The sequence below is a fragment of the Tsuneonella sp. CC-YZS046 genome (genome assembly GCF_035581365.1).
Classification (GTDB): Bacteria; Pseudomonadota; Alphaproteobacteria; order Sphingomonadales; family Sphingomonadaceae; genus JAWKXU01.
Window position 1 is genome coordinate 1,994,498 of sequence record NZ_CP141590.1, and the last position, 20,136, is coordinate 2,014,633.

General features: G+C 60.8%; 16 protein-coding genes, 1 tRNA gene and 1 pseudogene. 10 read left to right on the forward strand and 8 right to left on the reverse strand.

Features of this window, described 5'->3' with window-relative positions; all coding sequences use genetic code 11:
- The first annotated feature begins 65 nt into the window (after nt 1-65).
- The 4 genes from U8326_RS09790 (at nt 66) to U8326_RS09805 (ending at nt 3,867) form a co-directional block, all read left to right on the forward strand.
- The gene (locus U8326_RS09790) at nt 66-1,028 is read left to right on the forward strand and encodes an RluA family pseudouridine synthase (protein ID WP_324740021.1); all 963 of its coding nucleotides are present in this window, start codon (nt 66-68) and stop codon (nt 1,026-1,028) included.
- Nucleotides 1,029-1,143: 115 nt separating this feature from the next.
- The gene (gene rpoH, locus U8326_RS09795; RefSeq protein ID WP_416385530.1) at nt 1,144-2,034 is read left to right on the forward strand and encodes an RNA polymerase sigma factor RpoH; all 891 of its coding nucleotides are present in this window, start codon (nt 1,144-1,146) and stop codon (nt 2,032-2,034) included.
- A 171-nt stretch (nt 2,035-2,205) separates the two neighbouring features.
- On the forward strand, nt 2,206-2,877 hold the full coding sequence (mtgA, locus tag U8326_RS09800; protein ID WP_324740024.1) for a monofunctional biosynthetic peptidoglycan transglycosylase: 672 nt from the start codon (nt 2,206-2,208) through the stop codon (nt 2,875-2,877).
- Nucleotides 2,878-2,880: 3 nt separating this feature from the next.
- Nucleotides 2,881-3,867, forward strand: a complete 987-nt coding sequence (locus U8326_RS09805) for a cation diffusion facilitator family transporter (RefSeq protein WP_324740026.1) — start codon at nt 2,881-2,883, stop codon at nt 3,865-3,867.
- Between the two features lie 404 nt (nt 3,868-4,271).
- Here U8326_RS09805 and U8326_RS09810 read toward each other — a convergent pair whose 3' ends face one another.
- From U8326_RS09810 to U8326_RS09830, 5 genes are all read right to left on the reverse strand, one after another.
- Nucleotides 4,272-5,384 carry an S-(hydroxymethyl)glutathione dehydrogenase/class III alcohol dehydrogenase gene (locus U8326_RS09810; protein ID WP_324740028.1) on the reverse strand — a complete coding sequence of 371 codons (1,113 nt, stop codon included), beginning with the start codon at nt 5,382-5,384 and terminating at the stop codon, nt 4,272-4,274.
- 97 nt (nt 5,385-5,481) lie between these two features.
- On the reverse strand, nt 5,482-8,064 hold the full coding sequence (locus U8326_RS09815) for a TonB-dependent receptor (RefSeq protein ID WP_324740030.1): 2,583 nt from the start codon (nt 8,062-8,064) through the stop codon (nt 5,482-5,484).
- Between the two features lie 203 nt (nt 8,065-8,267).
- A complete protein-coding gene (locus tag U8326_RS09820) occupies nt 8,268-9,929 on the reverse strand; it encodes an acyl-CoA synthetase (RefSeq protein ID WP_324740032.1) in 1,662 nt (553 codons plus the stop codon).
- Between the two features lie 135 nt (nt 9,930-10,064).
- Nucleotides 10,065-10,913, reverse strand: a complete 849-nt coding sequence (locus tag U8326_RS09825; protein ID WP_324740034.1) for a cupin domain-containing protein — start codon at nt 10,911-10,913, stop codon at nt 10,065-10,067.
- Nucleotides 10,914-11,170: 257 nt separating this feature from the next.
- Nucleotides 11,171-11,686: an antibiotic biosynthesis monooxygenase family protein gene (locus tag U8326_RS09830; RefSeq protein ID WP_324740036.1), complete on the reverse strand. Its 516-nt coding sequence runs from the start codon at nt 11,684-11,686 to the stop codon at nt 11,171-11,173.
- A gap of 172 nt (nt 11,687-11,858) precedes the next feature.
- Between U8326_RS09830 and U8326_RS09835 the strand changes: the two genes are divergently transcribed.
- The 3 genes and pseudogenes from U8326_RS09835 (at nt 11,859) to U8326_RS09845 (ending at nt 14,917) form a co-directional block, all read left to right on the forward strand.
- Nucleotides 11,859-13,355: a PLP-dependent aminotransferase family protein gene (locus tag U8326_RS09835; protein WP_324740038.1), complete on the forward strand. Its 1,497-nt coding sequence runs from the start codon at nt 11,859-11,861 to the stop codon at nt 13,353-13,355.
- A 213-nt stretch (nt 13,356-13,568) separates the two neighbouring features.
- Nucleotides 13,569-14,729, forward strand: a pseudogene (locus U8326_RS09840) (aldehyde dehydrogenase family protein); the annotation flags it as partial.
- 83 nt (nt 14,730-14,812) lie between these two features.
- On the forward strand, nt 14,813-14,917 hold the full coding sequence (locus U8326_RS09845; protein ID WP_324740040.1) for an aldehyde dehydrogenase family protein: 105 nt from the start codon (nt 14,813-14,815) through the stop codon (nt 14,915-14,917).
- A 747-nt stretch (nt 14,918-15,664) separates the two neighbouring features.
- On the opposite strand, the gene U8326_RS09850 is transcribed toward U8326_RS09845, so the two are convergent.
- Nucleotides 15,665-16,360, reverse strand: coding sequence for a hypothetical protein (locus tag U8326_RS09850; protein WP_324740042.1), 696 nt, complete (start codon nt 16,358-16,360; stop codon nt 15,665-15,667).
- A gap of 363 nt (nt 16,361-16,723) precedes the next feature.
- On the opposite strand from U8326_RS09850, the gene U8326_RS09855 reads away from it, so the two are divergent.
- A complete protein-coding gene (locus tag U8326_RS09855; RefSeq protein ID WP_324740044.1) occupies nt 16,724-17,788 on the forward strand; it encodes an alpha/beta hydrolase in 1,065 nt (354 codons plus the stop codon).
- A gap of 214 nt (nt 17,789-18,002) precedes the next feature.
- Nucleotides 18,003-18,824, forward strand: a complete 822-nt coding sequence (locus tag U8326_RS09860; RefSeq protein ID WP_324740046.1) for an SDR family oxidoreductase — start codon at nt 18,003-18,005, stop codon at nt 18,822-18,824.
- On the opposite strand, the gene U8326_RS09865 is transcribed toward U8326_RS09860, so the two are convergent.
- Together U8326_RS09865 and U8326_RS09870 are read right to left on the reverse strand one after the other, a co-directional pair.
- Nucleotides 18,821-19,057 (reverse strand): Arm DNA-binding domain-containing protein, encoded by a 237-nt coding sequence (locus tag U8326_RS09865; RefSeq protein WP_324740048.1) that lies wholly within the window; start codon nt 19,055-19,057, stop codon nt 18,821-18,823. The genes U8326_RS09860 and U8326_RS09865 overlap by 4 nt on opposite strands.
- A gap of 141 nt (nt 19,058-19,198) precedes the next feature.
- Nucleotides 19,199-19,267, reverse strand: a tRNA-Gly gene (locus tag U8326_RS09870).
- Nucleotides 19,268-19,483: 216 nt separating this feature from the next.
- Here U8326_RS09870 and U8326_RS09875 point away from each other — a divergent pair.
- Nucleotides 19,484-20,113, forward strand: a complete 630-nt coding sequence (locus U8326_RS09875) for a hypothetical protein (RefSeq protein ID WP_324740050.1) — start codon at nt 19,484-19,486, stop codon at nt 20,111-20,113.
- The last annotated feature ends 23 nt before the right edge of the window (nt 20,114-20,136 follow it).

The following is a 20,136-nucleotide window of genomic DNA, read 5'->3' on the forward strand; positions in this document are numbered from 1 at the left end:
CGACAAGCTCAGGGCGAACGGATACATCGGTTGCCATCTCCAGATTCATCCCCATCTTCATAGCCATGGGGGACAGGGAAGTCATTCGCGGCATTCTGGCCGAAGGCGGGCAACGGCTCGACAAGGCGCTGGCCGAGGCGACCGGCCTGTCCCGCGAGCGGATCAAGGCGCTGCTGGGCGAAGGCCGCATCGCGCTGGACGGCAAGCCCGCCAGCCAAGCATCGCTCAAGCCGGCGGCAGGCACGGCCTATGCCATCGCCGTGCCGCCCGTCATTCCGGCCGAAGCGCGGGCGCAGGACATTCCCCTCGCCGTGGTTTACGAGGATGCCGACCTGATCGTGGTCGACAAGCCCGCCGGGCTGGTGGTGCATCCCGCCGCGGGCAATCCCGACGGCACATTGGTCAATGCCCTGCTGCACCACTGCGGCGGCGGGCTTTCCGGCATCGGCGGGGTCGCCCGCCCCGGCATCGTCCACCGGATCGACAAGGATACCTCCGGCCTGCTGGTCGCGGCGAAAAGCGACGCCGCGCATGAAGGGCTGGCGAGGCAATTCGCGGACCATTCGATCGAGCGCGCCTATCTGGCCATCGTGAACGGGGTTCCGGCGTCCGCCGCCGGCACGATTCGCGGCCGAATCGGCCGTTCGGCCACCAATCGCAAGAAGATGGCCCTGCTCGAGGATGGCGACAATCGTGGCAAACATGCGGTGACTCACTACAAGGTGCTGGAATCGTTCGGCCATGGCGCATCCGGCGCCGCGCTGGTCGAATGCCGGCTGGAAACCGGCCGCACCCATCAGGTGCGTGTTCATATGTCGTCAATCGGACATTCGCTATTGGGCGACCCACTCTATGGGTGTGCAAATCCGCGACTCAGGCCGGTCCTTTCCGGCCTTGGCTTCACCCGCCAGGCGCTTCACGCGGCTGTCCTCGGATTCATCCATCCTATCAGCGGGGAAACAATTCGTTTCAGCAGTGAAATGCCGTCCGATATGCGGGAACTACTGGAAAAAATCGCGCGTTTATGATACAAGTGAACCCAGTTCCATGAAACCTATGTGGCCGCGAATGCCGGATGCCCGGACGGGGTCCGCGAGTGCGGCCGACGCGAGAAGGTGAGGGATCGAAGTGACTGAGAAGACCATCAAGACTGCAAGCGTCCCGGCCCTGAGCGGCGAGCAGAGCCTCAACCGCTATCTGGCCGAGATCAAGAAGTTCCCGATGCTGACGGCGGAGCAGGAATACATGCTCGCCAAGCGGTTCCAGGAACATGAGGACCCGGAAGCGGCCAAGCAGCTGGTGACCAGCCACCTGCGGCTCGTGGCGAAGATCGCCATGGGCTATCGCGGCTATGGCCTGCCGGTGTCCGACCTGATCTCGGAAGGCAATGTCGGCCTGATGCAGGGCGTCAAGAAGTTCGAGCCGGATCGCGGCTTCCGCCTCGCGACCTATGCGATGTGGTGGATCAAGGCATCCATCCAGGAATTCATCCTGCGCAGCTGGTCGCTGGTCAAGATGGGCACCACCGCCGCCCAGAAGAAGCTGTTCTTCAACCTGCGCCGGATGAAGAAGAACCTCGACGCTTATGACGACACCGACCTGCATCCCGACGATGTCAGGAAGATCGCCGAGGATCTGGGCGTGCCGGAACATGAAGTGGTCAGCATGAACCGCCGGATGCTGATGGGCGGCGACGCCTCGCTCAATGTCTCCATGCGCAGCGACGAGGAAGGCTCCGGCCAGTGGCAGGATTGGCTGACCGACGACCGCCCCTTGCAGGACGAGACGGTCGCCGAGGCCGAGGAAGCCCAGCTCCGCCACGACATGCTGGCAGAAGCGATGGACAGCCTGAACGAGCGGGAGCGCCATATCCTGATCGAACGGCGCCTGACGGACGAGCCGCAGACCCTGGAGGAACTGAGCCAGGTCTACGACGTGAGCCGGGAGCGTATCCGTCAGATCGAGGTGCGCGCGTTCGAGAAGCTGCAGAAGGCGATGCAGCGGATCGCTTCGGAAAGGCTGCTGCCCGCCTGACCGGCGCTGTCCCGCAAGCAATATCGGGCCGGTATCCTCGGGGTGCCGGCCCTTTTCGTTGCGCCGCTTCGCGGCGGGCCGCCGGGCGATGGCGGGAATGGATTTTTCCCCCGGGCATGTGCCCGGCAAAGGAGGATTCCCTCTTGGCGTCTTCGCCGCTAAAGCAAGGGCATGGCCAGCCGCCTCGTCCGCTTTTTCATTAACGCCATCCTCGCCTTCCTGGTGCTCAGCATCGGGCTGGTGGTGCTCTATCGCTTCGTCCCGGTGCCGGTGACGGCCACCATGCTGATGGACGGGAACGGCTTCTCGAAGGACTGGACGCCGCTGTCCCGCATCGACCGCAACATGGTGTCCGCCGCCATTGCCGGAGAGGACGGCAAGTTCTGCGGCCATGACGGGTTCGACCGCGAGGCGATCGAACGGGCGATAGAGCGCAACGCACAGGGCGGCCGCATCCGGGGCGGCTCCACCATCAGCCAGCAGACCGCCAAGAACGTGTTCCTGTGGCAGGGCGGCGGCTATTTCCGCAAGGGGCTGGAAGCCTGGTTCACGATGCTGATCGAAAGCGTGTGGGGCAAGCGGCGGATCATGGAAGTCTACCTCAATGTCGCGGAAACCGGGATCGGCACCTATGGCGTGGAGGCCGGGGCGCAGCGTTATTTCAACCATTCGGCGGCGCGCCTGACCCGGAGCGAGGCCGCGCGGATCGCGGCGGTGCTGCCCCTGCCCAAGGAGCGCGAGGCCGTCAGCCCTTCCGGCTTCACCCGGCGCTACGGCAACAGCATCCAGGCCCGCATCGGCATCGTCCGGCGTGACGGGCTGGACGCCTGCGTCTATGAGTAGCGCATGGGCGCTACGCATTCCCACGATCACGTCGATGACGATCATGGCCACGGGCACGGTCAGGGCCATTCGCACGGGCACTCGCACGGCCACCACCATCATGGCCATGCCCACGCGCCCGCGAATTATGGCCGCGCCTTCGCCATCGGCGTGGCGCTCAACACCGTCTTCGTCGTGGTCGAGGCAGTCTATGGCCTGCTCTCCGGCTCGATGGCGCTGGTGGCCGACGCGGGCCACAACCTGTCCGATGTGCTGAGCCTGCTGGTCGCATGGGGCGCCAGCGTGATGACCGCGCGGCCCCCTACCGCCCGCTTCACCTATGGCTTCAAGTCCAGCTCCATCCTTGCCGCGCTCGTCAATGCGGGGCTGCTGCTGGTGGCGGTGGGCGCGATCCTGATCGAGACGCTGCGGCGCTTCTTCGAGCCCGCGCCGGTGGAAGGCATGACCATGATCGTGGTCGCCGGGATCGGCGTCGTCATCAACACGGCGACCGCGCTGCTGTTCATGGGCGGCCGCAAGCAGGACATCAACATCCGCGGCGCCTTCCTGCACATGGTGGCCGACGCGCTGATCTCGGTCGGCGTGGTCGTGGCCGGGCTGCTGATCCTGCTGACCGGCAAGGCCTGGATCGACCCGGCGACCAGCCTCATCATCGTGGGGATCATCGCCTGGGGCACCTGGGGCCTGCTGAAGGACAGCGTGAAGATGGGCCTGCTGGGGGTGCCCGACGGCATCGACCAGGACGAGGTGCGCGGCTGGCTGGCGGCACTGCCCGGCGTCGGCGCGGTGCACGATCTCCATATCTGGCCGATGAGCACCACGGAAAACGCGCTCACCGCCCATCTGGTGATGCCCGGCGGCCATCCGGGCGACGCCTTCCTGCACGAGATCGCGCATGAACTGGAGCGCCGCTTCCATATCGGCCATCCGACGATCCAGATCGAGGCGGGCGAGCAGGATTGCGTGCTGGGCAGCGAAGCGGTGGTCTGATCTCCGACTGACTCCGGCTCCGCACGGCAGCAAACCCGCGTTACCGCTATCCTCACCCCGCCTGCTTGCGGGCATGGAACGCGGGATGGCTTTCGGCCAAGAGGCCGTGCACGGGGCCGCGCGCCGGGCCGCTCAGGGCATGCGCCAGCGCCGAAGTTGACACTGTTGACACGGTTCCGGGATGCCTGTTTTCCGTGATTTTGGGGGGTTATTCGATTTCTCTGTCTCTGACTGTTTCTTCTTTTATTGCGAATATATCGCAATAAAGGTTTCCATTTTTTATGCGGGAAAGGGTCAAAGGTGAAAAATCGAATAACCTCCTCAAAAATACCATATTGTCTTGATGTTTCAATGCATTGAGTTTTTCGAAACGCAATCGAAGAACTGGTCCAATTCAAGGCTCTTTAGAACAGGACCACGCTGCGGATGGATTCACCCGCATGCATCAGGTCGAAGCCCTTGTTGATCTCTTCCAGCGTCAGGACATGGGTAATCATCGGGTCGATCTGGATCTTGCCGTTCATGTACCAGTCCACGATCTTCGGCACATCGGTGCGGCCCTTGGCCCCGCCGAACGCGGTGCCCTTCCACACCCGGCCGGTGACCAGCTGGAACGGGCGGGTGCTGATCTCCTTGCCCGCTTCGGCCACGCCGATGATGATCGATTCGCCCCAGCCGCGGTGGCAGCATTCCAGCGCGGTGCGCATCACCTCGGTGTTGCCGGTGGCGTCGAAGCTGTAGTCCGCGCCGCCGTCGGTCAGTTGCAGCACTTCGGCGATCACGTCGTCGCGGCTCTTGCCCGCGCCGTTGATGAAGTGAGTCATGCCGAACTTGCGGCCCCATTCCTCCCGGTCGGGGTTGAGATCGACGCCGACGATCACATCCGCGCCCACCATCTTCGCACCCTGGATCACATTCAGCCCGATGCCGCCCAGGCCGAAGACGACGACCTTCTCCCCGACCTGGACCTTGGCGGTGTTGACCACAGCCCCGACCCCGGTGGTCACGCCGCAGCCGACATAGCAGCTGGTCTGGAACGGCGCGTCCTCCCGGATCTTCGCCACCGCGATTTCCGGCAGCACGGTGAAGTTGGAGAAGGTCGAGCAGCCCATGTAATGATAGATCGGCTGCCCCTTGTATGAAAAGCGCGTGGTGCCGTCCGGCATCAGCCCCTTGCCCTGGGTGGCGCGGATCGCGGTGCACAGGTTGGTCTTGCCGGAAAGGCAGGACTTACACTGCCGGCATTCCGGAGTGTAGAGCGGGATGACATGGTCGCCCGGCGCCACGCTGGTCACGCCCGCGCCCACCTCGCGCACGATGCCCGCGCCTTCATGGCCGAGGATCGAGGGGAAGATTCCTTCCGAATCGAAGCCGTCCAGCGTGTAGGCGTCGGTGTGGCAGATGCCCGTCGCCATGATCTCCACCAGCACCTCGCCCGCCTTCGGCCCTTCCAGATCCAGTTCGACGATCTCGAGCGGCTTCTTCGCTTCGAATGCAACGGCGCCGCGGGTCTTCAAGGTCGAACTCCAACATTATTGCAAGTTCCATGCGATCGCACCGAGTGCGTGATCGGGAAGAGACAGGGGGCCGCAGGACCCGGCCCCCTTGCCGTGATCAGAACCGGAATGTGCCTTCGACACCGTAGGTTCGGGGCAGTGCCCGGACCAGATAGCCCGCGCCAGTGATGCCTTCATTGGGATAGCCTGCCGGGAAGTAGAGCTTGTTCGACAGGTTCTTGCCCCAGACCGAGAAGGTATAACGATCGGTCACGTAGCTGATGCGGCCGTTGAACACCCAATAGTCGCCTTCCCCCTGCGTATAAGGACCAGTGGCGAGGTTCTGAAGAACGCCGCGGCTATAGTCCTTGAACGAGTCATAATAGAAGCGTCCAGTATAGGCGGTGTCGCCATGGACCTTGAGCTTGCCGTCGCCGATATCCGCAGCGTCCCAGTCGAAGCCCAGGTTGATCGAGGTCTTGGGCGCGTAGGGAAAGGGATTGCCGCCAACACTGACGCTACCGGCGCCCGACTGAACGCAGGAGCCGTCCTGCGCGGGGAAGAGGCCGCTCAGGTTCAGCGCGGCACATGCCGCCTGATCATAGCCCTTATATTTGCTGTCGAGCAAGCCGAGCGAGGCACTCAGCGTCAGGCGATTGGTGGCGGCGAACTCAACATCGAGTTCGAGGCCCTTCATCGTCCCGTCGAGCGTGATGATGTTGGCCGTCACGCTCTGGTCGACGACCTGGCTCTGTTGATTCTTGTAGTCATAATAGAAGAAGCTGCCGTTGATTTGCAGCCGGTTGTCGAGAAAACGGGTCTTGAAGCCGACCTCGAAGGCGTTCACTTCCTCGGGCTTGACGAAATAGACCTGCGGCGAGCTGATATAAGCGAGGCCGTTGAAGGTGCCCGCGCGATAGCCGCGGCTGTAGCTGCCATAGAGCATGATCCCGTCGACAGGCTTCCAGTCGAGGATCGCACGGCCGGAGACGCGGCTGGTCTTGCCGCGCTTGTTGACGCCACCAGGATTTGGATCGGCTGTGGCCGGAATGACCACATTGCCTGCCTCGTCGTGGATCGGCGCAAGGAAATAGGGCGCGCCATAGGCCGACACCGCCAGCATGCGGGGATTGCCGGCATCGTCAAAATAGGTGGTCAGGCCATCCTTATAGTCGGTGGTATCGGTGGTGTAGCGCACGCCCGCGGTGAATTTGAGGGTGGGGGTAATCTCATAGCTGCCTTCGCCATAGACCGCCCAGCTTTCACGATTCTGCTTGAAATGCTGCTGGCCTCGAATGCCGGTCGGAATGGAACCGACCGACAGCACGGTTCCGCTGAAGCCGCCGGCCGGATTGAACCATGTGGCGGGCAGGCCAACCGCGGCGCGCACGTCGCTCAGCAAATTGAAGATGTCGATATCATTGTCGGAGGTGACGCTGTCCCAACCATAATAGGCGCCGGCAATGACCTTGAACGGACCGCTGCCATAGTCGAAGCGGAGATCCTGGTTGAACGCCTTGAAATTGGACTGGTAGCCGTTGGAACACAGGCGGAGTGGACCGCTGTCGCAATCGGTCTGGGTCTGGAGATAGCGGCCCGAGTCATAGCCAGTGATGGAGGTCAAGTTGAGCTGGTCGGCCAGTTCGGCCTTGATCGTCAGCACCACGCCCTCCGCGCGAGTGACGGCGCGTCCGACCGTGTCCTGCTCGATCTGGGTATCGGACAAACCCGCCCGGCTGTAAGTGCTGGGCAGCAGTCCGGTGCCATTGTCGCCCAGCAACTGGAATGCCGGCCCGAGAATGAAATTGGGGTTCTCGTAATCGATTACGGCAGCATTGGCTATCGACGGCCCCGCGCCGAGCGAGGCGGCCACGCCGCCGGTCGTCTTGGCGGCATAGCCTTTCACGCTGATATCGAGAGCATCGCTCGGCGCTATGCGGATGGTTCCGCGAATGCCGTAGCTTTCGTCGCCGTTGGGATCGTGGCCGGTGGCGAAGTTGATGCCGGACGCACCGCCGGCGGCGGTGGTATTGAGGCCAGCGGGCATCAGATTGCGGATATAGGGATCGGATTTGACATATGTGCCGGCGATGCGGATACCGAGCTGGCCTTCGACAGGCGTCAGTTCGATCGCGCCTTCGGCGCTCTTGCGATCGTAATTGCCATAGCCAACGGTCAGATAGCCGTTGGCGCCCTCGAGGTCGGGCTTGCGGGTGATGAAGTTGATCGCGCCGCCGGTCGTGTTGCGGCCATAAAGGGTGCCCTGAGGGCCGCGCACGACCTCGACCTGCTCCAGATCGTAGAGCTGCTGCCCCTGGCTCGCGCGGAACGTCTGGTAAACCTCGTCGACATAGACGCCGACCGGCGATGCGGCGCTGGCGCTGAGTTCGGTGCCGACACCGACGCCCCGCAACGTGAAATTGGGTTGCTGCGAACCATAGGCCGACGACACCTGGAGATTGGGCATCGAGGCGTTGAGGTCGGATGTGTCGAACACGCCCTTGGCGGTCAGCGCCGAGGAGGAAATGGCCGAAACCGCGACGGGCACGTCTTGGAGATTTTCCGATCGCTTGGTCGCGGTGACGACGATCTCTTCCAGACCGCCCGACTGGACCGGCTGCGCACCGGCCTCCTGTGCAAGCGCCGGCGCGGAAAGACATGCCGCAACCGCGACAATACTGATGGCTCCAACCTTTTTCATACGGACCTCCCTCGTCGGGCCACTACATCTGGGTGCATTTGTGTGGCCGAGTTTCACCTGAACGCCGGCCACCGAGGGAGATGGCGGGCTATTGCCCGATACCCTCAGTTCCAGTGTCAAGGTCCAAAGTGCCGGAAATCTGATACTCTTCTTAGTGCCTGTTTACCGCTTTTTGATGGTGCCAGATTGGCTAGCCAGCCCGTTCAAACCGCCTGGTTGCATTCCATCGCACGCAGCATGAAGCGCTGGATCTTTCCGCTCGGTGTTTTGGGCAGTTCATCCACGAACGCGACATGCCGGGGATAGGCATGGGCCGATAGACGGGTCTTCACATGCAGCTTGAGCGCCTCGGCGAGTTCGAGAGTGGCCTCATACCCCTTGTTCAGGACCACGAATGCCTTGACCAGTTCAGTGCGGTCGGGGTCGGGCACACCGATCACCGCAGTTTCCATGACCGCAGGATGCTCGACCAACGCGCTTTCGACATCGAAGGGACCTATCCGATAACCCGAGGAGGTGATGACATCGTCGGCGCGGCCGATAAAACTGATGCTGCCGTCGCTTTCCAGTTCGACCGTGTCGCCGGTTCTGTAATAGCCGCCTGCGATCGTCGGGGTGTCCTGTCGCCAATAACCGTCGAACCAGAGTAGCGGCGAGTTGGCGATGTCGATCGCAAGCGTGCCGGGCCGATTGGCGCCCAGTTCCCTGTCCGCCTCGTCGATCACGGCGACACGGTATCCCGGCATGGCGAGGCCTGCCGATCCCATGCGCATGGGATGGACCAGCCCGTGATGATTGTTTACCACCATGCCTGTTTCGGTCTGGCCATAATGATCGTGGATCGGGACGGCGAGTTGGCTGGCGAACCAGCGAATGACCTCCGGGTTGAGCGGTTCGCCGGCGCTGCTGACCACGCGCAGCTTGCCCTTGATCCTGGCGGCCGCCTCCGGCCCCGCCGCCATCAGCATCCGATAGGCAGTGGGGGCGCCTGCGAGATTGGTGATGCCGAGCCAGCCGATCAGGTCATAGGCCGCCTCGACCGAGAAGCCACCCTCATAGAGCGTCGTCGAATGGCCCAACAGAAGCGGCCCGGCGATGCCATAATATAGGCCATAGGCCCAACCCGGATCGGCGATGTTCCAGAACTGGTCTTCGGCCCTCAGGTCCACCGCCCAGCGCATATAGGCGCCGATCGCCACAAGGCCGCGCAGTGGCACGCCGACACCCTTGGCCGGGCCGGTGGTGCCAGAAGTGGACATCATCAGGAAGAGGTCTTCGCCCCTGCGCATGACCGGAGTGAAATCGCGGCGGTTGACTGCCAGTTCGGCATGGAAGTCCAGATCGCCTTCGGGCAGGCTCTCGCCCGGCGCGACGATGGTCGCAATCCGTGGGCAATCGGCGATGCCGTTGAGCTTGGCGCGATTGGCGCCATCGGTGACAATAAGCCTGGCCTCACTGATCCTCAGACGATGCTCGATGGCCTTGGGGCCAAAGGCCGTAAAAAGCGGTTGATAGACCGCGCCCGCCCGCCAAGCGCCCAATATAGTCGCGACAAGCTCGACCGTGCGCGGCAACAGACCGGCCACGACGTCACCGGGACCGACTCCATGCGCGACAAGCATATTCGCAACCTGTGCGGAAAGATCGCGCATCTGCGCAAAGCTGTAATCTTCCCGCCGTCCATCGGCAGACACCCAGACAAGCGCGGTGCGGCCGTTGCCCGCGTAGCGGTCGCAACACTCCACGCACGCATTCACGCCGGCATCAAAGTCGCCGGCGAACTGCGCATATTGGGTTTCCATACGGAAATTTTCGACCGCCTCCGTATAAGACAAAGGAAGCGCCGATGCTGGTTTGCCGGTCATGCCCTCAATTTTCCTCTCCGCGCTCACCGCTTGGGGCGATACGCCTGATTACAATGCACTGGCAGAGCAGCCCGCCGGGTAGTGGAGTGCGAAGCGGCGCTTGTCGGACAGCGGCCGCTCCGCAAAGTAGGACACTTACTCGGGCAGGACGTCGCGGGTGATGACCCAGAGCTTCTTCGAGAACGGCCCCTTCGACTTCCAGGTGATATGCATGCCCGAAGACAGGCCGATCACGTCGCCCGCCTTGAAGTTGTGGCTCTTCCCGCTTTCGGTCTCCACAACCTCGACCTCGCCTTCAAGCAGGAGGATGGTTTCGTCGCCCAGCACGCCGGTATAGGGTGTCGTCAGCGTGCCCTTCGCGTCCACATCGCTCCCGGCGATGCCCTTGCCCGAGCGCCATACGCCGCTCAGCATCGTGCCGGTCGAGCCGCCGGCGCGAATGAAATAGAGTTCGCCGGCGACCAGCGGACCTTCCGCCGGCTCGGTGAAATGATAGTCCTGCCATTCCCCGGGATTGTCGCTGACATGCGTGATCAGCAGGTCCTGCGGCGGATTGGCGGTCGGTTCGCTGCCGTTCCAGATGCACCAATATTTCTTGAAGGAAGGCCCCTGAATGTCCCACTGGACTTCCAGGCCCTTGGGCGAGCTGATGATCGAACCCGGGCCGACCTCATAGCGCTTGCCGGTGGAAACGACGGTGAGTACGGCTGATCCGTCGATCACGCAGGCGGTTTCGTCGCCCAGCGGCGAAGAGTAGAGGATGGTATGCGAACCGTCCGGGGCTGCCCCCGGCGCCGTGGGTCCGGTCCGCCAGAAACCCGCGGACAGCGATCCCGATACGCCTTCCCGCCGGATCACCACATATTCGCCATGGACCTGCGCGCCGAAACGCGGCTCGATCCACTCGAAGGGCAGCCATTTTTCATTTGGCTCATTCTGAACGCCGCCATGCACGGCGGGGCGTGAAAGAACGTCTGACGTCATCCCTAGATCTCCTCTGTTCCCTGTCCCGCCCTTCTCGTGGCACTGGAAGGCTATTCGGCAGGCTGCGTGGATGGTGTGATAAAACTGACCCGTTCACTAGCTCCATGACGGCTATTTTCGATGGTGCCAGATAGCCGGCCGTCGGGACCAGGTTCATGGCTTGCGCCGTGTTCCTCTTGCGGAACCCGCCATGATATTGGAACGCTCCGCATGCTCTTGCAGCTATTGCCCGGAAGCGTCGTCTCCATGCCGAACAATCAGGCTGCGGGCGGTAGTTCCTGCCCCGGAGCTTGCTCCGGCTCTGCCGGCAGTTTGGGTACGTCCTTGAAAACGGCGAAGCTGCTCTGCGTATTGGGCATCACCGGGAAGTGGAATTCGCACTGGGGGCAGGGTTCGGCCAGCGCCTTCTGCTCTTCCTTAAGCTCGAACGCCTTGTCCTCGACCAAGCCGCAGCATGGGCAGACGCGCAACAACCGGGTGTTGGTCAGCTCGAAATTGGTGATGATGTCTTCCATGATGGCGCCGCGCGCCGCCCATTCCTTCGCATATTTGTGATAGACGTTCATGTGCCAGTCCTTGAGCGATGCGCGATCGATCCAGAAGCTGACTTCGTTGAACCAGCCGGGATCCTCTGGATGCACCCACCAGGTCAGGTGCAGGAAACCCGGCATCTTCATGAGATGGTTGCGGGTATCGGCAAAGATGACCTTGAACTTTTCGTAGCCGTCGGGGCTCGAAAAACGCACGCGCTGCATGCTGAGGTAGACGGACATTTTTATTCCCCTCGATGAGTCCAGCCCTGCAAGCTGTGGCCGCAGGCTTAAGTATGGCATGGCTGTCTGGTAGGACCAGAACCGGGAAACCTTATGGTGCCAGATGGCGAGCGCCCTTTCGCTTGGCCGGCAAGGCGGTAGGATAAGCCCAGGCTCTTGAGAGACACGCTGAATGATGTCGATGAACCTCATCATCACCATTGACCGTAATGACGAGCGATCCTTGCAGGTTCAGCTCTACGAGGAGTTGCGCGACCAGATCCTGAAGGGAAGCCTGCCCGCCGGCAAACGCCTGCCTTCGACGCGCGGCATGTCCGAGCAGTTAGGCATCGCCCGCAATACCGTGGTCCTCGCCTATGAGCGGCTTGCCGCCGAGGACTATATCACCTCGCGCGCCAAGGCCGGCATATTCGTCAATGACAGATTGCCGGATGCAACCGTGCTGCTGCGCAACGGCCATGTCACGGCGCAGCCTGTCCGCAAGAGGCTTCGCCTCGGCAAGAATCCCAGCTTCACCGGCCGTTCGCCGCATCTCTGGCATGAAAAGCGTTCCCGGCCGCAATTCGATTTCTTTGTCGGGCGACCCCATCCTGACAGCTTCCCGACCAGCTTCTGGCAGCGCACGGTGGCAAAGCATCTGGCCTATGCCCATGGTGTGCAGACCGAATATGGCGATCCCACAGGTCTTCAGGCACTGCGTGAAGCCATTGCCGGGCATCTCAATGAAACCCGTGGCATCAGCCCCGGGGCCGATCAGATCATCATCACGTCAGGCATCCAGGGCGCGCTCAATCTCCTGGCGCGAATATTCCTCGCCGATACGTCCAAGGCGAGCGTCGCGGTCGAAAATCCCTGTTACCAAGGCGCCGCTTATCTCTTCGGCAGCTATGGGGCCAGCATCCGGCCAATCGATGTCGACGAGCAAGGCATCATCGTCTCGCAACTCGAAGGTTTTATGGGCAACCTCGTCTATGTGACCCCGTCACACCAGTTTCCGACCGGCTGCACGCTCAGTCTCGACCGACGCCTGCTTCTGTTGGACTGGGCCTATCAGACGGGCAGCTACATTATCGAGGACGACTATGACAGCGACTTCCGCTATGATGGGCCGCCGCTAACCGCGCTCGCCGGGCTCGATCGCAACGGCCATGTCATTTATCTCGGCACCTTCTCCAAATCCATCGGCGCGGGCCTGCGGATCGGCTATGCGGTGCTGCCGCGGCATCTTCTCGACCAAGCGAGGATCGTGAAGGCGCTGACCGATAATGGCGCGCCCTGGCTCGAACAGGCGGTGATGGCCGATTTCCTGAAGGAGGGCGCTTTCCTGCGTCATCTGCGACGTATCCGCCGCTCCTATATGGGCGCGCGCGACGCCGTCATCGAATCGGTCGAAAGATATTTTCCGGGCGGTGTGCTTCTAGGGCAGGAATGCGGGATGCATATGATGTGGACCCTTCCCCCGAACCTGCCGAGCGCCAGCGAGATGCACAGTCTGGGGAAAAACTGCGGCGTCGGCCTCTATCCTTTCTCCGGGGCGGCCGTGCATGAATATGGGAAGCCCGGGCGTTTTCGCGAACGATCGCTGGTGCTTGGCTATACCGGCCTCAGCCAGGATAATATCCGCGAAGCGTTCGCCCGAGTGGCCGATCTTCTCGCCTGCAATGCCTGATGGGGCAGCCCGACTGGCACCATCAAGAAGCGCTTCCATGGCCCTAGGTGCGCGACAGTTCTGCCTTTAGCGTCCCGCGATACCAGGAGCGCTCCTGGGCCAGTCGCTGCCTTGGCGAAAACGTCCAGGCGACCGGGGACAAGCACGTGGGAGGATGCAATGGCTGAATATAAGCTGCTGATCGATGGCAGGCTGGTCGACGGTGCAGCCGTCATGGATGTTATCAACCCGGCAACCGAGGAGGTGTTGGCATCTTGTCCCCGCGCATCCGCCGAGCAACTTGACGCGGCTGTTGCGGCTGCGAAGGCGGCCTTTCCAGCCTGGGCACGGACGCCTGTAGCGGAGCGGCGCGCAATGATTCTCAGGCTTGCCGACGGCATCGATGTGCATACCGAGGAACTGGCGGGGCTGTTGACGCAGGAGCAGGGCAAGCCGCTTGACGAGGCAAGCGCCGAGATCGCCTATAGCGCCGCTTTCATCCGGCAAATGGCCGGCCATGACCTGCCTGTCGAACTCCTTGAGGACAGTGACAACCGGCGCGTCGAGGTCCATCGGCGCCCGCTCGGCGTCGTAGGCGCGATCATCCCCTGGAATTTCCCGGTCCTGCTCATCGCCTTCAAGCTGCCCTTCGCGCTGCTGGCCGGCAATACGCTGGTGGTGAAGCCCGCGCCCACGACGCCGCTATCCACCCTGCGCCTGGGTGAATTGATGGCCGGGATATTTCCAGCAGGGGTGGTCAACATCGTCACCGACCAGAATGATCTCGGCGGCCGGCTCACGGCGCATCCCGGCATCGCGAAGATCAGCTTTACCGGCTCCACCGAGACGGGCCGCAAGGTGATGGCCAGCGCGGCCGCCTCGATCAAGCGCCTCACGCTGGAACTGGGCGGCAATGACGCCGCGATTGTGCTTCCGGACGCGGATCCGGCCAAGGTGGCGCCGGGCATCTTCGGCAGTGCATTCCTCAACGCGGGGCAGGTGTGCGTTGCAATCAAGCGAGTCTATGCCCATGCCGACATCTATGACGCGCTCTGCGCGGAACTTGCGCGTCTGGCCGAAGAGGCGGTGGTCGATGACGGCCTGAAGCAAGGCGCCCAGATCGGGCCGCTGCAGAACAAGGCGCAATATGAGAAGGTGAGAGCACTGATCGAAGAGGCGCGCGCGGATGGGACCATTATCGCCGGCGGAGAGATACCCGACCGGCCGGGCTATTTCATTCGGCCGACCATAGTGCGCGATATCGCAGATGGCACGCGACTCGTCGACGAAGAACAGTTCGGCCCTGTTCTGCCAGTGATCCGCTATGACGATCCAGAGGATGCGCTGGCGCGCGCCAACTCCTCGGACATGGGGTTGGGCGGCTCCATCTGGTCGAACGACCGCGAGACGGCGCATGATCTCGCGACGCGCATGGAAGCGGGCACGGTATGGACAAGCATCTCGATTTCGGACCGACCATGCCGTTTGGCGGCGCCAAGCAATCTGGTCTCGGCGTTGAGTTCGCCCAAGAGGGCCTGCACGAATTCACGCAGGTCCATGTGATTAATGAGGCGAAAGTCTGAAGTTCAATCTACGGCTTCCTGCAATCCCGCCAATTCATAGCCGAGCTTGCTAGTGTTCAGGCAAGCCATCTAATCATCTGCACGATCGCCACCAAGGCTTACATTGAGGATGTGACCTCCGAGCTCCTAACACGCAAAACCTGACTAAGTAGTGCTAGTGGGCCCAGGGCCATTAAATGACTTGCGAGTATGTTGCTGGGTCCCAATGGGAATCCGAGCCACCTTAGCCAATCGCATCAGCAGTCGGCTTGCCGTGCTTCGACGATGGTCGTCTTGTCGCTGTTGTTCGGCTCCATCAGAGGCATTGATAAGGCGAGGGTAACAAGTCAAAGTCCTAGCAATATCCTGATCCGTCCGCTCGGAATCTGCCGAAACTCCGCGATTTTTATGAGCCGTATCCTTATTCCCAATCGGATTGGTCCAGATGAACCGGCCCAGATTGGAACTGCCCGGAATGCCGTATTCGTCATAGGTGTTGATCTGCACGATGGCGCCCGCACTGTCGCTCCCCGCCGCGCTCGTCCACCTGCAGCCAGCGCCGGTTCGTCGTCCCCGAACCCTCGCAGCACACCATAACCTCATCAATCCCCGGCCCAGGCACATAGTGGTTCAGCACCGTACCACCCGGATTGGACACCTCCGCTATCAGGTCCGGACCGGAGTAAGCCCACTCCACCACCTGTGCCTCAATGTGGTGAAGGAGTAGCGGTGATAGCTTTGACTGAAAAGACGGACGGCGGGTGGTGCTTATTTCAGAATAACCTGCTCCACTGAAACTCCAGCACCTTCAGCGGCCTTAAGAAAGCTGACGACGCATTGCGCCACAGTTGCCTGTGCTAACTCGCCAGCATCCCGAATCCCTTGCACGGCAGAAGGGCGCATGTCTCCGTTAAGCACCGTCAGGATGGAGCAAAGGACATTTGGCACCAGATTGGCATCAGCGCAAACCTCTATCGCTTCATCAAATGCATCTCTTTCCGACCTGCTCAAACTCTTGGATGGCTTAACTTTTTGCATTGCCCAATACGACTTCCTGCAAGCCTCCCGTGCCTCTTGAACCGGGCGATAAGCGGCGTAATGATCGTTCCAATTCAACTTAGAGACGATATCAGCCCGCCTTGAGCAATCTTTCTCGGCATCGACAATTTTACTCCAAAGGGCAGATATTTCGTTCTCCCGTGTCTTTTGTTTTTTCGCCTTGGCTTGTGCAGCTTGTTCCTTTTCCTTTCGTTCCGCCTCGGCCTCCGCTTTCGCCGCTTGTTCCGGGCGCGCCCTCTCCTCTGGCGTGGGCTTTGGTGCAGCGATCCCCCCGCCCACAAGGGATACAATGAACACAGCAAACGAAATTGCCGCTATCCGCCTCCGGCTAGGGGTTTCCTGCTGACCAAAGCGAAAGGTCGATGGCTCAATGAGCCCAGCAATCCCGCCAATGATTGCAGTCAACAACCCGAGCGCGAATAATATTACCAGTAAGTCTGCATGTGCCCCTCACAAACTGAATTAAGGGGCACCGGGCGAGCCGGGTGTTCAGAACCCTGCACTGTCACAGGGCGCCGCCACCTTTAGGCGGACCCTGGACATGCGTGACGGCCACCCGGCCGAGTATATCTCGACCGGCGACAGTGTTCCGAGGTTCTGACGCCCCACCCTCGCTCTTTCCTCAAGGGCAGGGACAGCTAGCTCCATCTTGATGAGAGAAGCAAGCCTTCAGTTTGAAGGGTGTTCAGTCTGGCTGGCAGGTTATATGCTATCTGCCTGAGGCTCGCTGAGCCGACAAATATCACTATGGGACAGGAGAATGCCTAGATGGAAAATCGTGACGGAGAAATTCGGGAGAAATATCAAAGGTTGCCGCGTGGGGGTCTTTCCTATCTGGAAAGCGGTCCAGCAGACGGTCCTATCCTGATTTTCGTTCACGGGTGGCCTTCGCTTGCTTTATTGTTCCGCAAGCAATTGCCTGTTTTTGGTCAATTGGGTTTCCGCACCATCGCGATCGATCTGCCTGGTTTCGGCCGATCAGACGTACACGACACCCACGAAGCCTATTCCATGGAGAATATCAATAAGCAGCTCTTAGAATTTCAAGATGCTCTGGGCGCTGAGAAGGTAGTCTGGATTGGCCATGATTGGGGCAGTGTCGTAGTCTGGAGCCTCGGGGCTCATTACCCAGAGCGCTTCCATGGGCTTGTCAGCCTCAACGTGCCATACCGTATGGTTGAAATGGGCATCGAACATCTTATCAGTGTTATCGATCGCAAGATTTATGACGAGGAGGAGCATCCCAACGGTCCTTGGGACTACATGCTTTTCTATGAAGAAAATTTCGATCGCGCGCGCAAGATATTCGACGAAAATGTTGAGGCGTTCTTTACGTTATTCCTCAGGAAACCAGATCCCGAGGATATCTCCAAGCCGACCATCACCGCCGGAGTTCGCGCACGCGGTGGCTGGTTTGGCAATGACGCGCCGCCGCCACCATCTGAACGCGATAATGATATCGTCAGCGAGAAAGTTCTCGCCCAGTATGTCGAAGCATACACCAGAAACGGATTTTTTGGTCCTGACTCGCTTTATATGAATAGCCAGGCCAATGCAGAATATACAAAGCGCGCGGTCAATGGCGGCAGGCTCGACATGCCCGTCCTGTACTTCTCCGCAGAGTACGATGCCTGGTGCGATACCGTTCGCAACCCGCCATTGGGCAAGGAGATGCGAGAGAAAATTGCTAACCTCACCGCCGTTTCGATTCCGACGGGCCATTGGAGTGCGCCTCAGGAGCCCACAAAGGTAAACAGTGCTTTGGCGCAATGGCTGATCGCCGAAGCGAAAATCTGGCCGACATTACCTAAGCCAGATTGGAAACCGCTTTAAATATTGCTGGGTTGAGCCGGTATGCTGTGCATCAAATGCATACCGGCTCTCTGCCGGGGCAAATGCACCCGGGGAAGCAACGCCCTGACACGCTCCCTTGAAGTGTCACCGATCTTGAGTAGAGTCCGGCACCAAGAAGTCGGATGGGTTGTGCTTTAACTGCCTTAAAGTCTTCGGATCTTTCTTTTGTTCATAAATAGAAGGTTGAAATAAAATGGGATATCTAAATGGAAAGGTGGCAATCGTCACCGGGGGTGTTGGGCGTATTGGGGTAGGCATTGCACGGTGTCTTATTGCTGAAGGTGCCACCGTAGCGATTTTGGACCTTGATCAAGCGCTATCCGAGAAAACGGCGACGGAATTAGGAAACGGATCGATCGGCATAGGCGCCGATTCCTCCGAAGAAGCGCAAATGACGGCAGCAACGGCGGAGGTTGTGGAAAGACTGGGCGGTCTCGACATTATGGTCAACACCGCAGGCGGTGCCGGGACGGACCCTGAGGACATGGGAACGGGCGCTCCCTTTTCCAACGTCACGCAACGAGGTTGGGACTTCCAACTTCAGAGCAATCTGCGCACCACTTTTGCGGGCTGCAAAGCGGCCATTCCACATATTCAGGCGCGCGGCGGGGGCTCCATCATCAACTTCTCCTCGATCGCGGGTGTGCTCGCCATGCCAGGAATCCCCGCATATGCCGCCGCCAAGGCCGGGGTAATTAGCTTGACCAAGAGCTTGGCCCTCGAATTGGGGGCGAGCAAGATCCGCGTCAACGCCATTTGTCCAGGCATGGTCTGGACTGCGGGCTGGGAGCGGCTTGCGGCAATGATGGCGGAAGGAAAGCCCGAGTTTAAAGGCATGGCGCCAAGGGATATTTTTCTCGACTATGTCGTCAAAAACACACCGATGGGATGCGAACAGACGCCAGGCGATTTTGGGCAACTGATCACGTTCCTTGCCGGCCCAGGCGGCGCCAACATTACCGGCAATGTTATTAAGCTCGATGGCGGTATCACGCTTCAGTGTATGCCGATTTAATCTTTAACGAGGAGCGAACGGGCCTCATCTCTCTGCTCACGTGCATCTGCAAGACTAACTTCAGGATATGCGCCGAAGGACAGCCTCTTCTCCCTACCGTCGATACGATACTTAAGTCGCCAAAGCTTTCCACCAGCCGGGCTGATCTCGAAATAGAGCCCTTTGGAGTCGCTAAGCTTGTACGGCTTTTCCTTTGGCTTCGCCGCTTTGATCGTTCTGTCCGTGAGAGTCATTTGGGGGCATTTTCCTTTGCCGCTTTTGCCAGGCCCCGTAAATGCCCCCAAATTACACTGGCTTTCACCGGAACTCATGGACACGACTCGGAAGCAAAAATCCGCATTACACGCAGATTTCTGCCGTTCTATAGACTTTAATGGAGGTAGCGGGAATCGAACCCGCATAGCCAGCTTGGAAGGCTGGAGCTTTACCACTAAGCTATACCCGCTCGGCACAGTCCGCTTGCCACCATCTCCGTAAATTCGTCAACCGCCATTAATGGGGGCGCAGAGGCTTTCCGCCCTTGCGAGAGTGCGATTGCAGGGCCAGCGGGCTTCAGCTTTCCTTTTGCGGTCAGGCTGATACAAGATCGTGCGGCCGGGAATGGCCATCTGCAGCGAAAGTCCGCTTTTGGCCGCGAGCGGGCGCAAGGAACTCGACGGATGAGCCAGCGTTCCGACACCATGCGACAACAGGCATTTCTCACCGCCCTTTCCCTGGCCCTCGTTCTTGGCGCCTGCTCGCAAGGCGCGAAGGAGCCGGAAGGCGAAACATCCGGCGATGCGGTGGAGCAGGGCGGAACCGTGCCTTCCGGCGCCACTCAAGCGGAGCCAACGCAGGCCCAGGCTACCCCGGCTTCGGCCAGGGTTCTCGGACTGGAAGGGCTTGGCGAGTTGCGGATCGGCCAGCCCGTGCCCAAGGGTGGTTCCTGGGCGGAGCGCGGCGCGCAGACCGGCGACGAATGCCGCACGGTCAGTTCGCCGGACTATCCCGGCGTCTATGCGATCGTCGAAGGCGGCAAGGTGCAGCGCATCACGGTGGGCCAGCGTTCGGACGTGAAGCTGGTCGAAGGGACCGGCGTCGGCTCCACCGAGCAGGACGTGAAGAAGTGGTTCGCCGGCTTCCGCGAGGAACCCCACAAATACGAGGACAAGCCGGCGAAATATCTGACCGCGCCCAATGCGGCCAGCGGCGATCCGGCGTTGCGCTTCGAGATCGGCAAGGACGGCAAGGTCAGCCTGATCCACGTCGGCGCCATGCCGGTGCTGGCCTATGTGGAAGGCTGCGCCTGAGCTTTCCGATAGTCCCTGTTGCG